This is a genomic window from Roseovarius azorensis, from assembly GCF_900109455.1.
Classification (GTDB): Bacteria; Pseudomonadota; Alphaproteobacteria; order Rhodobacterales; family Rhodobacteraceae; genus Roseovarius; species Roseovarius azorensis.
This window is the reverse complement of record NZ_FOAG01000016.1, coordinates 29,982-45,673: the sequence shown is the minus strand read 5'-3', so window position 1 is coordinate 45,673 and position 15,692 is coordinate 29,982. Positions and strand designations below refer to the sequence as shown.

Annotated in this window: 14 protein-coding genes; 13 read left to right on the top strand and 1 reads right to left on the bottom strand. The window is 62.1% G+C overall.

What is annotated here, in order from left to right; genetic code table 11:
• Window positions 1-34 precede the first annotated feature (34 nt).
• The 13 genes from rplO to BSG08_RS17325 all read left to right on the top strand — a co-directional run bounded on the left by rplO (window position 35) and on the right by BSG08_RS17325 (window position 14,055).
• Window positions 35-508 carry a 50S ribosomal protein L15 gene (gene rplO / locus BSG08_RS17385; protein WP_093039120.1) on the top strand — a complete coding sequence of 158 codons (474 nt, stop codon included), beginning with the start codon at window positions 35-37 and terminating at the stop codon, window positions 506-508.
• Between the two features lie 111 nt (window positions 509-619).
• The gene (secY, locus tag BSG08_RS17380; RefSeq protein WP_093039119.1) at window positions 620-1,984 is read left to right on the top strand and encodes a preprotein translocase subunit SecY; all 1,365 of its coding nucleotides are present in this window, start codon (window positions 620-622) and stop codon (window positions 1,982-1,984) included.
• Window positions 1,981-2,625, top strand: a complete 645-nt coding sequence (locus BSG08_RS17375; protein ID WP_093039118.1) for an adenylate kinase — start codon at window positions 1,981-1,983, stop codon at window positions 2,623-2,625. The genes secY and BSG08_RS17375 overlap by 4 nt, the downstream gene beginning before the upstream one ends.
• A 199-nt stretch (window positions 2,626-2,824) precedes the next feature.
• Complete coding sequence (gene rpsM / locus BSG08_RS17370; protein WP_093039117.1) at window positions 2,825-3,193, top strand: 30S ribosomal protein S13; 369 nt, start codon at window positions 2,825-2,827, stop codon at window positions 3,191-3,193.
• 15 nt (window positions 3,194-3,208) lie between these two features.
• Window positions 3,209-3,598: a 30S ribosomal protein S11 gene (rpsK, locus tag BSG08_RS17365; RefSeq protein ID WP_093039116.1), complete on the top strand. Its 390-nt coding sequence runs from the start codon at window positions 3,209-3,211 to the stop codon at window positions 3,596-3,598.
• A 115-nt stretch (window positions 3,599-3,713) separates the two neighbouring features.
• Window positions 3,714-4,730, top strand: a complete 1,017-nt coding sequence (locus BSG08_RS17360) for a DNA-directed RNA polymerase subunit alpha (protein WP_093039136.1) — start codon at window positions 3,714-3,716, stop codon at window positions 4,728-4,730.
• Between the two features lie 139 nt (window positions 4,731-4,869).
• Window positions 4,870-5,292, top strand: a complete 423-nt coding sequence (gene rplQ / locus BSG08_RS17355) for a 50S ribosomal protein L17 (protein WP_093039115.1) — start codon at window positions 4,870-4,872, stop codon at window positions 5,290-5,292.
• 166 nt (window positions 5,293-5,458) lie between these two features.
• Window positions 5,459-6,835, top strand: a complete 1,377-nt coding sequence (locus BSG08_RS17350; protein WP_093039135.1) for a trypsin-like peptidase domain-containing protein — start codon at window positions 5,459-5,461, stop codon at window positions 6,833-6,835.
• A gap of 3 nt (window positions 6,836-6,838) precedes the next feature.
• Window positions 6,839-8,146 carry a replication-associated recombination protein A gene (locus tag BSG08_RS17345; RefSeq protein ID WP_093039114.1) on the top strand — a complete coding sequence of 436 codons (1,308 nt, stop codon included), beginning with the start codon at window positions 6,839-6,841 and terminating at the stop codon, window positions 8,144-8,146.
• Window positions 8,147-8,362: 216 nt separating this feature from the next.
• On the top strand, window positions 8,363-9,973 hold the full coding sequence (locus tag BSG08_RS17340; RefSeq protein WP_093039113.1) for an ABC transporter substrate-binding protein: 1,611 nt from the start codon (window positions 8,363-8,365) through the stop codon (window positions 9,971-9,973).
• 178 nt (window positions 9,974-10,151) lie between these two features.
• The gene (locus BSG08_RS17335) at window positions 10,152-11,108 is read left to right on the top strand and encodes an ABC transporter permease (protein ID WP_093039112.1); all 957 of its coding nucleotides are present in this window, start codon (window positions 10,152-10,154) and stop codon (window positions 11,106-11,108) included.
• Window positions 11,109-11,119: 11 nt separating this feature from the next.
• A complete protein-coding gene (locus BSG08_RS17330) occupies window positions 11,120-12,358 on the top strand; it encodes an ABC transporter permease (protein ID WP_093039111.1) in 1,239 nt (412 codons plus the stop codon).
• Window positions 12,359-12,363: 5 nt separating this feature from the next.
• Window positions 12,364-14,055, top strand: coding sequence for an ABC transporter ATP-binding protein (locus BSG08_RS17325; RefSeq protein WP_093039110.1), 1,692 nt, complete (start codon window positions 12,364-12,366; stop codon window positions 14,053-14,055).
• 373 nt (window positions 14,056-14,428) lie between these two features.
• On the opposite strand, the gene BSG08_RS17320 is transcribed toward BSG08_RS17325, so the two are convergent.
• On the bottom strand, window positions 14,429-15,652 hold the full coding sequence (locus BSG08_RS17320) for an MFS transporter (RefSeq protein WP_093039109.1): 1,224 nt from the start codon (window positions 15,650-15,652) through the stop codon (window positions 14,429-14,431).
• Between the last annotated feature and the right edge of the window lie 40 nt (window positions 15,653-15,692).

The following is a 15,692-nucleotide window of genomic DNA, read 5'->3' as shown; positions in this document are numbered from 1 at the left end:
CTGGGGGCCGCATCCGGCAAGAGGAGAAGCGACAATGAAACTGCATGAACTGCACGACAATCCCGGTGCGACCAAGCGCAAGAAACGCGTTGGCCGTGGTCCCGGTTCCGGCATGGGCAAAACCGCCGGGCGTGGCGTCAAGGGCCAGAAATCCCGTTCGGGCGTGGCCATCGGCGGCTATGAGGGCGGCCAGATGCCGCTCTATCAGCGTCTGCCCAAGCGTGGCTTTACCAAGCCGAACCGCAAGTCGTATGCGGTGATCAACCTTGGCCTGATCCAGAAATTCGTCGACGCCAAGAAACTCGACGCCTCGGCCGCGATCACCGAGGACGCGCTGGTGGCCTCGGGCCTGGTGCGCCGCAAACTGGACGGTATCCGGGTCCTGGCCAAGGGTGATGTCACCGCCAAGCTCGACATTGCCGTGACCGGCGCCTCGCGCGCCGCCATCGAAGCGGTGGAGAAGGCGGGCGGCAGCCTGACGGTCACAACCGCGCAGGTGGCCGAATAAGAGGTTGTGAGCGGCCTCTGTGCCGCTTACATATGCTTCGAGTTTTCCCTTGACGCCGCCTGAGCTGGAAAACAGCCCGAGGCGGCGTTCATACATGAAAGAGACCCGCCAATGGTATCTGCAGCAGAGCAAATGGCCGCCAATACAAGCTGGTCGGCGCTGGGTAAGGCCACCGATCTTCGCAAACGTATCCTGTTCACGCTGGGTTTGCTGATCGTCTACCGGCTGGGTACTTTCATTCCGGTGCCCGGTATCGACGGCGTGGCGCTGCGCGAATTCATGGAGGGCGCGCAGGCCAGTATCGGCGGGATGCTCAGCATGTTCACCGGCGGCGCGCTCGGGCGGATGGGCATCTTTGCCCTGGGGATCATGCCTTATATTTCGGCCTCGATCATCGTGCAGTTGCTGACCGCGATGGTGCCCGCGCTCGAACAACTCAAGAAAGAGGGCGAACAGGGGCGCAAGAAGATCAACCAGTATACCCGCTATGGCACGGTGTTCCTGGCGACGCTGCAGTCCTATGGTCTGGCGGTCAGTCTGCAGGCGGGCGATATCGTGACCACGCCCGGCGCATTCTTTATCGCGTCCTGCATGATCACGCTTGTGGGCGGCACCATGTTCCTGATGTGGCTGGGCGAGCAGATCACGGCGCGCGGCATCGGCAACGGGATTTCGCTGATCATCTTTGTCGGCATCATCGCCGAGGTGCCCGCCGCCCTGGCGCAGTTCTTTGCTTCTGGCCGATCCGGTGCGATCAGCCCGGCGGTGATCATCGGGGTGATGGTGATGGTGGTGGTGGTGATCGGCTTCGTGGTCTTCATGGAACGCAGCCTTCGCAAGATCCACATCCAGTATCCGCGCCGCCAAGTGGGCATGAAGGTCTATGACGGCGGTAGCAGCCACCTGCCGGTCAAGGTCAACCCGGCGGGCGTGATACCGGCGATCTTTGCCTCCTCGCTGCTCTTGCTGCCGGCCACGGTGAGCACGTTTTCGGGCAATCACGCCAGCCCGGTGATGTCCGCGATCATGGCCTATTTCGGCCCCGGTCAACCGCTCTATCTGCTGTTCTTTACCGTGATGATCGTGTTCTTCACGTATTTTTACACGTTCAACGTGTCGTTCAAGACCGATGACGTGGCCGAGAACCTGAAGAACCAGAACGGTTTTGTGCCTGGCATTCGGCCAGGCAAGCGCACGGCGGAATATCTTGACTACGTGGTCAACCGCATTCTGGTGCTAGGTTCTGCCTATCTGGTGGCGGTCATGCTGCTGCCGGAAATCCTGCGCGATCAGTTCGCCATTCCGTTCTATTTCGGCGGTACCTCGGTGCTGATCGTGGTCTCGGTGACCATGGACACGATCCAGCAGGTTCAGTCGCATCTGCTGGCGCATCAGTATGAGGGGCTGATCGAGAAGTCGCAGTTGAGCGGCAAGGGCAAGAAACGCACGCGCAGAGGGGGGGCAGCGCGCCGATGAATATCATACTACTGGGGCCGCCGGGGGCGGGAAAGGGTACGCAGGCGCATCATCTGGTCGAAACCCGCGACATGATCCAGCTCAGCACCGGCGACATGTTGCGCGAGGCCAAGGACAGCGGATCGGAAATGGGGCGCGTCGTGGCCGGGGTGATGGCGCGTGGCGATCTGGTGACCGACGAGATCGTGATCGGTCTGATCCGCGAGAAGTTGCAGGGTGACCGGCGTGGCGGTTTTATCTTTGACGGGTTTCCGCGCACGCTGGCACAGGCCGATGCGCTGGCCGATCTGCTGGAAGAGCAGGAACAGACGCTGGACGCGGTGATCGAATTGCGCGTCGATGACGAGGCTCTGGTCAGCCGCATCACCGCGCGTTCGACCTGTGGCGGCTGTGGTGAAGTCTACAACGACATCACCAAGCCCTGGCCCGCGGACGGCAAATGTGCCAGATGCGGCAGCACCGAGGTCAGGCGCCGGGCGGATGACAACGAGGAATCGCTGCGCAATCGACTGATGGAATATTACAAGAAAACCTCGCCGCTGATCGGCTATTACTATGCGCATGGCCAGCTCTTCTCGGTCGATGGGCTGGGCGATATAGACGCGGTAAAGGCGGCGATTGCAGAGGCGTTGGACAAATAGAGGTGGGGGGCTTGACGCCCCTTTGATTTCCCCATAACCAGCCCTATCTCGACCATGAGATTGATTCTCTTCCGGGTGCGCATCCGGGACGTGAATCGATAATCCGAATTCAGCTGCGGCCCGGAGCGATAGCGCCTCGGGCTTGCGTTGTGAAAAAAGGTTCTGGTGCTACGGAACCGCAACGAAAAGGAAACTGCACTTGGCACGTATCGCCGGCGTCAATATCCCGACCAACAAACGGGTACCCATCGCCCTCACCTATATCACCGGAATCGGCCATGCCTCGGCCAAGGCCATCTGTGAAGCCGTGAACATCGACGCATCGCGTCGCGTCAACGAGCTGTCGGATGCCGAGGCGCTGGCCCTGCGCGAACATATCGACGCGAATTACACCGTCGAAGGCGACCTGCGGCGCGACACCCAGATGAACATCAAGCGACTGATGGATCTGGGTTGCTATCGCGGTCTGCGTCACCGCCGCAACCTGCCGGTGCGCGGTCAGCGCACCCATACCAATGCCCGCACCCGCAAAGGCCCCGCAAAGGCCATTGCCGGCAAGAAGAAATAAGGGAGGGCAGCAGATATGGCACGCGATACAAAACGCACCAAGAAAAAGGTTTCCAAGAACATCGCCACCGGCGTTGCTCATGTTAACTCGTCCTTCAACAACACCAAGATCCTGATCTCGGACGTGCAGGGCAATGCGATTGCCTGGTCCTCGGCCGGGACCATGGGGTTCAAGGGATCGCGCAAATCCACGCCCTATGCCGCGCAGATGGCCGCAGAGGATGCGGGCCGCAAGGCGCAGGAACATGGCATGCGCTCGCTTGAGGTCGAGGTGCAGGGCCCCGGCTCGGGTCGCGAATCGGCGCTGCGCGCGCTGGCGGCGGTCGGGTTCAACATCACCTCGATCCGTGACGTGACGCCGATGGCGCATAACGGCTGCCGCCCGCCGAAACGTCGTCGGGTTTGATCCGGCAGAAATCCAAGCGGGACCGCGCATTTTCGTGCGGTCCCCTTTCGTCATTTTACATCCTCGGGCGTTCTGGACCTTTGGACATGGGGACAGAACTGGAATGGAGGGACGCATGATCCACAAGAACTGGGCTGAACTGATCAAGCCGACGCAGCTTGACGTTAAACCGGGCAATGACCCGCTGCGTCAGGCCGTGGTGATCGCCGAGCCGCTGGAGCGCGGCTTTGGTCTGACGCTGGGCAACGCGCTGCGCCGCGTGCTGTTGTCGTCGTTGCAGGGTGCAGCCATCACCGCAGTGCAGATCGACAATGTGCTGCACGAATTTTCATCGGTTGCCGGGGTGCGCGAGGATGTCACCGACATCGTCCTGAACCTCAAGGGTGTCGCGATCCGCATGGAAGTGGACGGTCCCAAGCGCCTGTCAGTCAACGCCAAGGGACCGGGTGTCGTGACAGCCGGTGATATTTCGGACAGCGCGGGCATCGAGATCCTGAACAAGGATCACGTAATCTGCCATCTGGACGAGGGCGCCGATCTGTTCATGGAACTGACCGTGAATACCGGCAAGGGCTATGTTTCGGCCGACCGCAACCGGCCCGAGGATGCGCCCATCGGCCTTATCCCGATTGACGCGATCTATTCGCCGATCACCAAGGTCAGCTATGACGTGCAACCAACCCGCGAGGGACAGGTTCTGGACTATGACAAGCTGACCATGAAGATCGAGACCGACGGTTCGCTGACGCCGGATGACGCCGTAGCCTATGCTGCGCGCATCCTGCAGGATCAGCTGTCGATCTTTGTCAATTTCGACGAGCCGGAATCGGCCAGCCGTCAGGATGACGATGACGGGCTGGAGTTCAACCCGCTGCTGCTCAAGAAAGTGGACGAGCTGGAATTGTCGGTACGTTCGGCCAACTGTCTGAAGAACGACAATATCGTCTATATCGGCGATCTGATCCAGAAAACCGAAGCCGAGATGCTGCGCACCCCGAACTTTGGTCGCAAGTCGCTGAACGAGATCAAGGAAGTGCTCAGCGGAATGGGGCTGCATCTGGGTATGGATGTCGAAGACTGGCCGCCCGACAATATCGAGGATCTGGCCAAGAAATTCGAAGACGCCTTTTGAGACATGGTGGGTTTCACCCACCCTACGGCAGGAACGTAGGGTGGGTGCCAACCCACCACCCCGGGCAATCCCGCCCCAAGGAGAGCGGTGCGACACGCATCGGACCGCCGGACAAAGCAAAACGCGAAGGAGATAGAAAATGCGTCACGCCAGAGGATACCGCCGCCTCAATCGCACCCAGGAGCACCGCAAGGCACTGTGGGCGAACATGGCCGGCTCGCTCATCGAACATGAGCAGATCAAGACCACCCTGCCCAAGGCCAAGGAACTGCGCCGGATCGTTGAAAAACTGATCACATTGGGCAAGCGCGGCGATTTGCACGCCCGCCGTCAGGCTGCTGCACAACTGAAACAGGATGCCCATGTGACCAAACTGTTCGACGTTCTCGGCCCCCGCTACGCGGAGCGTCAGGGCGGTTATGTCCGCGTGCTCAAGGCCGGGTTCCGCTATGGCGACATGGCGCCGATGGCAATCATCGAATTCGTCGATCGCGATGTCGACGCCAAGGGCGCCGGCGATCGTGCCCGCCTTGCCGCCGAAGAGATGGCTGACGAAGAATAATACAACCACATCAGTTGGTTGACGTTTTGCCCCTGCCTTCACCGGCGGGGGCCTTTGCATGTGGCGGATCGGGTTCTTGCCGCTGGGAGGAAACAGCGGAGGCTTGCATTGGCCGTGCCGCCCCCGCATATCCTGTGGCGGACAGTCAAGATGCGTGGAGGCCAGATTGATCCGCATTCTCTGTATGTTCCTGATCGCGCTTGCGGGTCCGGCCGTGGCCGAGACCCGTGTGCCGGTGACGCAATCCGAGATCCAGCTTGGTTTTGCCCCCGTGGTGCGGCAGGCGGCCCCGGCGGTGGTAAATATCTATGCCCGCCGCGTGGTCGAGGCGCAGCGTAGCCCGTTCCGGGGGGATCCGTTCTTTGAGCGGTTCTTCAACGATTTCGGGGCTGGTCGCCCGCAGGTGCAGAATTCGCTCGGGTCGGGCGTGATCCTGTCGGCGGATGGTATCGTGGTGTCGAACTATCACGTGGTGGGTGAGGCCACGGATATCCGCGTGGTTCTGAACGACCGGCGCGAATATGCGGCAAAGGTTCTTTTGGGCGATGAAGAGGCCGATCTTGCGGTGTTGCAGATCGAGGATGCGCCGGATCTGCCTGCATTGAACCTGCGCGACAGCGACAGCGTGCAGGTGGGCGAACTGGTGCTGGCGATCGGCAATCCGTTTGGCGTGGGGCAGACCGTCAGCAGCGGTATCGTTTCGGGGCTTGCACGGTCGGGCACCGCGATGGGCAATGCGCGCGGCTACTTCATCCAGACCGACGCGCCAATCAATCCCGGCAATTCGGGTGGCGCGCTGGTTGATGTGAATGGCGATCTGATCGGCATCAACACGGCTATCCTGTCGCGTTCTGGTGGATCCAACGGGATCGGTTTTGCTATTCCCTCGGCGCTGGTGGCGCAGTTCGTGGCGCAGGCGCAGGCGGGCAAGACCGCGTTCGAGCGGCCCTGGGCGGGGTTGGGCGGTCAGCCGGTGACGCCAGATGTGGCCGAGGGGCTGGGCCTTGTGCGACCCGACGGGATCGTGATTTCTCAGGTGCATCCGATGAGCAGTTTTGCCGGTCACATCCGACCCGGCGATGTGATCTCGCAGGTGGGCGGTCAGCCGGTGGGCAGCCCCGCCGAGATGGTCTATCGCATGTCGCTGGCGGGTATCGGCAACAGCGCCGTCATCACCCGCCTGCGTGACGGCGAGGCGGCACAGGTCGAGGTGCCGATGATCGCCGCCCCGGACGAGCCACCGCGTGCGACGGTCGAGACCGGCCCGCGCGCCGCGCTGCCGGGGCTGACGCTGTCGACCGTCAACCCGGCGGTGATCGACCAGTATCGTCTGCCGCTGATGGCCGAGGGGACGATCGTCGAGGATCCGGGGCCTTATGGCGCGCGGGCGGGTCTGCGGGCGGGCGATATCCTGCGCGCGGTCAACGGGGTTGCGACACCGGACAGCGCCAGCGCCGTGACCGCGTTGAACAACGCCGGTCGCAGCCTTGCGCTGGAGGTGCAGCGCGGGTCGCAGCGCGTGATGCTGCGGCTGCGGATCTGAGGTATGGCGGATCTTTTCGACAGTGGTGCAACGCCCCCGTCCGGCACCGCCCCGCGTCCGCTGGCCGACCGGCTGCGCCCGCGTGTGCTGGGCGATGTGATCGGGCAGGATCAGGTGCTGGGGCCTGACGCGCCGCTTGGGGTGATGCTGGCCTCGGGCAGCCTGGGATCGCTGATCTTCTGGGGGCCGCCCGGTGTGGGCAAGACCACCATCGCGCGGTTATTGGCGGATGAGACCGATCTGCATTTCGTGCAGATCAGCGCGATCTTTACCGGCGTGCCGGAGTTGCGCCGGGTGTTCGAGGAGGCAAAGCACCGGCGCGGCAACGGGCAGGGCACGCTGCTGTTCGTCGATGAGATTCACCGGTTCAACAAGGCGCAGCAGGACGGGTTTCTGCCGCATATGGAGGATGGCACGATCCTGCTGGTGGGGGCGACGACGGAGAACCCATCGTTCGAGTTGAACGCGGCGCTGCTGAGCCGCGCGCAGGTGCTGGTGCTGACGCGGCTTGATCTGGTGGATCTGGAACGGCTGGCACAGCGGGCGGAGAAGGATCTGGGCCGCGCCCTGCCGCTGGACGGTCCGGCGCGCGAGGCGCTGCTGGAAATGGCCGACGGCGACGGGCGTGCGCTGTTGAACCTGATCGAGCAGGTGACGGCATGGCGTGTCGAGGACAAGCTGGACAGCGCCGCGTTGGCGGGGCGCCTGATGAAACGCGCGGCCAAGTACGACAAGTCGGGCGACGAGCATTACAACCTGATTTCCGCGCTGCACAAGTCGGTGCGCGGGTCGGATCCCGACGCCGCGCTCTACTGGCTGGCTCGGATGCTGACGGGGGGCGAGGATCCGCGCTACCTGGCGCGACGGATCACCCGGATGGCGATCGAGGATATCGGGCTGGCAGATCCGCAGGCACAGTCCGTCTGTCTGCATGCCTGGGAGATCTACGAGCGTCTGGGCAGTCCGGAGGGCGAACTGGCGCTGGCGCAGGCGGTGACCTATCTGGCACTCGCGCCGAAATCGAATGCCGGTTATGGCGCCTACAAGGCGGCGATGCAGGAGGCCAAGAGGACCGGCAGCGAGCCGCCGCCCAAGCATATCCTCAATGCGCCGACCCGGCTGATGAAGGAGCAGGGCTATGGCGAGGGGTACGCCTATGACCATGATGCCGAGGACGGATTTTCGGGGCAGAACTATTTTCCCGAGGGCATGAAACGGCCCGTTCTCTATCAGCCGGTCGAGCGCGGATTCGAGCGCGAGCTCAAAAAACGACTCGATTACTTTTCCAGGCTGCGGGCACGTCGGACGTAGGTTTTCGTCATCCTGAACCAAAAAACCTCAGTATTTCTGACCTTTAAATCTTTGGTGATTTCCGGAATAGAGGCTGGAAACGTGGGTCGTTTCGTGTTTTGTTTTCAATATGTCGTATTTGAGCATCCTTGCAGGTCCTCTGAAAAGGAAGCTTTGGGAGAAGTCCGGTCAAGCGGGCTCTCCAATGACACATCAACCACAAAACAGGGAAGTCTCATGACAAAGAAAACCGATCAGGTCCTTCTGGACAGGCTGGCCGATGCCGCACGCAGGGGCGACATCTCGCGCCGGTCGTTCATGCATTTTGCCGCTGCCGCGGGGATCACGGCCTCTGCTGCCACTGGCCTATGGGGCACGTCCGCCGCCGCCAACCCGAGCCGCGGCGGCACGTTCCGCTGGGGCGTGCATGACGGCAACACCTCGGACACGCATGATCCGGGCACCTATGTGACGCGGCAGATGATCTTTCTGGCGCACACCCATCGCAGCTATCTGACGCTGATCGAGCCGGACAACACGCTCGGCCCGGATATCGCGTTGAGCTGGGAGGCGACGCCGGACGCGAAGCAGTGGACGTTCGAACTGAACCCCAACGCATCCTTCCACAGTGGCAAGCCGGTCACCTCGCAGGATGTCATCGACAGCCTAAACCATCACCGCGGCGATGCCTCGACCTCGGCGGCCAAGGCGCTGTTGACTGATGTGACGGATATTACCGCCGATGGCGATCATACGGTGGTGATCACGCTGGCGCGCGGCAATGCCGATTTGCCTTGGCTGATGACCGACTATCACTTTGCGATCTGCCCGTCGAACGGCGATGGCACGATCAACTGGCAATCCGGCGACGGGTCTGGCCCCTACAAGATCGACTCGGGCGAATTCGGCATCCAGTGGGCGCTCAGCCGTCATGACGGCTGGCATCTGGACGGCGCCTATTTCGATCAGGTGAGCATGATCATCCTCAACGATCCGAACGCGCGCCAGACGGCGCTGGTGACGGGCGATGTGGATTGTGTGTCGCTGATCGAGCTCAAGACTCTGGCGCTTTTGCAGCGCAATCCCGACATCTCGGTGGACAATATCCCATCGGGTGGAGCGATCACCATGCCGATGCATTGCGACACTGTCCCGTTCGACGATGTGCGGGTGCGCACCGCGCTGAAGCTGGCGATCGACCGCGACGAGATCATCGAGAAGATCTCGTTTGGTGCTGCGACCAAGGGTAACGATTTCCACCTGTCGCCGGTGCAGCCCTACTGGCCCGACGATATCCCGCAGCGCGAATATGACCCGGATCAGGCGAAATCTCTGTTGCGTGAAGCCGGCCAGGAAGGGCTGAGGGTCAATATCTCGGTCGCCGAAAGCGTCTATACTGGCGCGGTGGACATGTGCGTGCTCTACGCCGAACAGGCCAAGGCGGCGGGGATCAACATCAACGTCGTGCGCGAACCGTCGGACGGTTACTATTCCGATGTCTGGCTGAAAAAGCCGTTCAGCGCCGTATCCTGGGGCGCGCGCCCGACGCCAGACGTGATGTTCACGCTGGCCTACAAGGATGACGCCGCCTGGAACGAGACCCGCTGGCAGAACGAGCGGTTCAACGAGTTGCTGCTGCAGGCCAAGGCGGAGCTGGATCAGAATCTGCGGGCCGAGATGTATCGCGAAATGTGCATGCTGATGCGCGATGACGGTGGCACGCTGTTGCCGTTCTTCAACAACTGGGTCTATGCCCGCGGTAAAGGCGTGGAGCGCCCCGAGAATGTCGCGGCGAGTTGGGGCTGTGACGGCGCGCGCGCCGCCAGCCGCTGGTGGTTCGCGGCGTGACGCAATGATAAGCCCGGCATCTCTTACGGTGCCGGGTTTTTCCGTTGTCGGGACGGGGTTTGACGACCGGTGTCCGGAGTCATGAAAATAATTGCCGTCGTGGCATGAAATACTGTTAGCCTGAGCCGAAAAGGCCCCGCCGGAACAAGGCGGCAGGCAACAACAGCAGGAGGGAAAGATGGGGGACATCCTGGGGCTCGTTGCAAAACGGCTCGGACTGGGGTTGATCATTCTACTGGTCATCTCGGTCATCATATTTTTCATGGTTGAGCTTTTGCCCGGCGATATCGCGCAAGCGGTTCTGGGTCAGGGAGCGACGCCTGAAAACCTTGCTGCGCTGCGCAAAGAGATGGGGCTCGATCAGCCCGCTGTCGTCCGCTATCTGGGTTGGCTCAAGGGCGCGGTGGTGTTCGATTTCGGCAATTCCATCGTGACCGGGGCGAGCGTTTCTGAGACCATCGGCGAGCGGTTCGCCAATACGCTGTTTCTGGCAACCTATGCGGCGGTGATCGCGGTGCCGGTGTCGATCGTTCTGGGGGTTCTGGTCGCGCTGCTGCGCAACTCGATCTTTGATCGGGTGGCGAATGTGGCGACGCTCACCTCGATTTCGTCGCCCGAGTTCTTTCTGGGCTATATCCTGATCCTCTATTTCGCGGTGAACTGGGGCATGTTTCCGGCGATTGCCAGTCTCAGGGCCGACATGAGCTTTGTCGATCTGCTGCACCGCACCTTTCTGCCCGCGCTCACGCTGGTGCTGGTGGTGACGGCGCATATGATGCGCATGACCCGCGCGGCGATCATCAACCTGCTGGCCAGTCCTTATATAGAGATGGCGCGGCTCAAGGGCACGCCGCCCTGGAAGGTGATCGTGCGGCATGCCCTGCCCAATGCCTGGGCGCCGATCATCAACGTGGTCGCCCTGAACCTTGCCTATCTGATCACCGGCGTTGTGCTGGTCGAGGTGGTGTTTGTCTATCCCGGCATCGGACAGGCGCTGGTCGACGCGGTCAGCAAGCGTGATTTCCCGGTGGTACAGGCCTGCTGCCTGATCTTTGCCGCGACCTTCATCCTGCTCAATCTGGCGGCGGATGTGGGTGCGATTCTGACCAACCCGCGCCTGCGGCATCCGAAATAAGGGGCAGAGACATGAGTGTTTTCGTCATCCTCTACTATACTCTGCTTCTCGGCGCGTCCTGCCTTGCGGCCTATTTCAACAAGCGAGCGGCGTTTCTGTTGTTGTTTTCGCTGACGCTGGTCTCGTTCGTTCTGGGGATCATCGGCGGGGTTGCGGCGCTCAGAATCGTGGCGATCGCGGCGGGGCTGCTGGCGTTGTCGGCGATGGTGGCCTATGCGTTCCGCGAGTTCCTGATCGTCATCGCCTCGCAGAACATGGCCAAGGAGTTGCGCACCGCGCCGCTGACTGCAGCCTTCGGGATGTTCGTGATCTTCACCGTTGCGATTGCCGGGATATTTGCGCCTTTCATCGCCCCGTTCGGTGAGGCACAGGTGATCTCGTCGGCCTTTGCCCCGGCGGACGAGAACATGCTGCTGGGGGCGGATCAGTTGGGCCGCGACATGTTCAGCCGACTGGTCTACGGCGCGCGCAACACGGTGGCGCTGGCGCTCATGGGCACGGTGCTGGCGTTCACGCTGGGCGCGCTGGCGGGGTTGCTGGCGGCGACGAGCGGTGGCTGGTTCGATCAGGTCATCGCCCGCACCTCGGATGTGATCATGTCGATCCCCTCGCTGATCTTCGCGCTGTTGATGCTGTCGATCTTTGGCGGGGAACTGGCCAATGACACGACGAGTTTCTATCTGCTGACTGGTTTCGCCATTCTCACCGGGCTGCTGGTGGTTTCGGCGGTATCGGAGCGCAGCGTGATCGGCTGGCTGATAGGCATTACGGTTCTGGTGGGCGTGGCGGTCGTCTTTGCCGGTGCCATGCTGATCATCTTCAACCCGTCCGAGATCATTCTGGTTCTCGTCGTCGCGGTAATCTACAGCCCGCGCGTCTTTCGCCTTACGCGGGCGGTGGCGGGTAATGTGGTGGTCATGGATTACATCGAGGCCGCCAAGCTGCGGGGTGAGCGGACGTGGTATCTGATCCGGCGCGAGATCCTGCCCAATTCCACGGCACCGCTGGTGGCGGAATTCGGGCTGGAATTCTGTTTCGTGTTCCTGCTCATCGCCGGCCTGAGTTTCCTTGGTCTGGGCATTCAGCCACCGACCGCTGACTGGGGATCCATGGTGCGCGAAAATGCGACGCTGATCTCGTTCGGTGACATCACTCCGCTCATTCCTGCGGCGGCCATCGCGCTGTTGACCGTCGCGGTCAATTTCGTGGTGGACTGGATGCTCTACCGTTCCTCTGGCCTGAAGGTGTAACCGTCATGACCAAGAAAAAAGAAGTTCTGCTGAAAATCCGTGACCTGAAAATCCAGGGCTATTCGGATGAAACCTGGATCGACATCATCAAGGGTGTCGATCTGACCCTGCATCGCGGCGAGGTGATGGGGCTGATCGGTGAATCGGGTGCTGGGAAATCCACCATCGGCGCGGCCTGCATGGGCTATGCCCGCGACGGCACGCGCATCTCGGAAGGCTCGATCGAGTTCGACGGGATGGAACTGACCACGGCGTCGGAGAGCGAGCGGCGCGCGCTGCGCGGGTCGCGCATCGCCTATGTGGCGCAGTCGGCGGCGGCGTCGTTCAACCCGGCGCACAAGATCATCGACCAGCACACCGAGGCCCCGCTGCAATACCGGCTGAAAAAGCGGCTGGAGGCGCAGGAGGATGCGATGGATCTGTATGAGCGGCTGCGCCTGCCCAATCCGCAGGAAATCGGATTCCGCTATCCGCACCAGGTGTCGGGTGGGCAATTGCAGCGGGCGATGACGGCGATGGCGATGGCGTGCCGCCCGGATCTCATCATCTTTGACGAGCCGACGACGGCGCTCGACGTGACCACGCAGATCGAGGTTCTTGCCGCGATCCGCGACATCGTGGAACAGTTCAACACCGCCGCGATCTACATCACCCATGATCTGGCCGTCGTGGCGCAGATGGCCGATACGATCAAGGTGCTGCTCAAGGGCGAAGAGGTCGAGGAAGCCTCGACCAAGGAGATGCTCGACAACCCCAAGGAGGATTACACCAAATCGCTCTGGGCGGTGCGCAGTTTCGAGAGTCCGCAGCGTTATCGGCCCAAGGATGGCGTGCCGCTGATTTCGGTACGCAATGTCGATGCCGCCTATACCGGCGGGGAAAAGGTGCTGGATGACGTGAGTTTCGATATCTACGAGGGGATGACGGTGGCGGTGGTCGGCGAATCCGGTTCCGGCAAATCCACCACCGCGCGGGTGATCACCGGCCTTTTGCCGCCGATGAAGGGCGAGGTACTGTTCAAGGGCAAGCCGTTTCCGGCCAGCTACAGGGATCGCACCAAGGATCAGTTGCGGCAATGTCAGATGATCTATCAGATGGCCGATACCGCACTCAATCCCAAGGTGCGGATTTCCGAGATCATCGGGCGGCCCGCCGCGTTCTATTCGGGCCTCAAGGGGGTCGCGCTCAAGAACCGGGTGGATGAGTTGCTCGACCTGATCGAGCTGGAGCCGTCGCAATATTACAACCGCTATCCGCCGGAACTGTCAGGCGGGCAGAAGCAGCGCATCGGGATTGCCCGTGCTCTGGCGGCGGAACCTACGTTCATCGTCTGCGACGAGGTGACATCGGCGCTGGATCAGCTTGTGGCGGAGGGCATCCTGCGCCTTCTGGACCGGCTGCAGAACGAGATGAACCTGGCCTATATGTTCATCACCCACGATCTGGCCACGGTACGCTCGATCGCCGATGAGGTTGTGGTGATGCAGCATGGCAAGGTGGTTGAACAGGGTCCCAAGGACGAGATGTTCAAGCCGCCGCATCATCCCTATACGGATCTGTTGCTGAGTTCGGTGCCGGAGATGGATCCCAACTGGCTGACCACGTTGCTGGAGGAGCGCGGGGTGGACAATGTGGGCGATGCCGCATCGGCGCGGATCGACCCGAACGATCCCAAGGTTACGGGCGCCAATGCCTGACACCGGGCGGGGAGGGGTAACCCCTCCACCGCTGATCCGGTCTGAATTCTGCGGGCGTCTCGGCGGTTACAGGATCGCCATGGCCGACAGCACCATGGTGCCGACGATCATTCCATAGACGATCAGCACGGCCTGCCAGGAGGCACTATGTGCGCGCAGTTCGCGGTTCAGTTCGTCGCGGGTCATGGCTTGCCTCCATCATAAAGGGTTGCGATCGGGGCCGGATCACCAGCCACGCCCCGCACATATTGGATTTTTGCCATGGCGCAAGGGGTAAAGCGCGGAAAATCCATGCGGCATTTGCAACTCACCTGCGCAGTCAGGACATAGCGGAGAAAACCGGATATTCAGGGTCTGAAAACGGCAGGAGGGTTCAGGCGGGCAAAGGGCTCGGGCTGCGTGTCCGGGTGCGCATCAGGATCAGGACCATGATCCCGATATTGAGGAAATTCCAGGCGATGCCGTTGAGGAACGCCATCTTGTAGCTGCCGGTCAGGTCATAGATCCAGCCCGACATCCAGCCGCCCAAGGCCATGCCGAGGATGGTGCCCATGAGCACGAAACCGACACGGCGGCCGGCCTCTTCGCTGGGCATGTATTCGCGCACGATGACCGCGTAGCTGGGCACGATGCCGCCCTGCGCCAGACCAAAGACGAGGCTGACGATATAGAGCGATGTCAGCCCGTCCGAGGGCAGGTAGAGAAAGAGTGCCAGGCATTGCAGACCCGAGCCGATCAGCAGCGTGCGCACACCGCCCAGCCGGTCGGCCAGCAGCCCCGAGACCAGCCGCGAGGCAACCCCGCCCAACAGCATCAGCGACAGCATCTGCGAGCCGACGGCGGGTCCATAGCCCAGATCGACGCAATAGCTGACGATATGGACCTGCGGCATGGACATGGCGACGCAGCAGCCGATCCCGGCCAGCCCCAGCAGCAGCATGAGCATGCGCGGCGAGAGGCCGGTGGCGCTGGCGCGGGCGATGGACAATGTGTCGGCATGGGCGCGCGCGGCCAGCGGCACGCGGCGGCGCAGGAAAAACGCCAGCGGGATGACGATGGCGAGGGTGGAGGCGGCCAGCACCAGGTAGACGGCGCGCCAGCCCTGCCCGGCGAGAACCCCTGCGAGGATCACCGGCCAGACCGCCCCGGCGAGGTAGTTGCCACTGGCCGCGATCGCCACGGCGATCCCGCGTCGTCGGAGAAACCATTGCGACACATCCGCGATGAGCGGGCCAAAGCCGACGGCGCTGCCGAAGCCGATCACGAATTGCAGGCCGGTAAGCACCGGCACAGATGGGCTGAGCGCCGCCATGCCGGTGGCGGCGGCAATCAGCAGCGCCGAGGCGATCAGGGTGACGGTGATGCCAAAGCGGTCAACGATTCGCCCGATCACGAGGTTGCCGAGCGCAAAGCCCAGCATGGTCAGCGTATAGGGCAGCGAGACATCGCCGCGCGCCACGCCGAAATCGGCCTGAATGGCGGGCATGACGACGACGATCGACCAGATCCCGGCGCTGCCCACGGTGGCGATGACCAGCGACAGCGCGAGGCGTGTCCAGGCATAGCGGCTGTCGAGGATTGCGGTATCGGGGCTCATGGTGGCGACGTTATGGCGGTGCGCGGGCGGTGACCAGTAG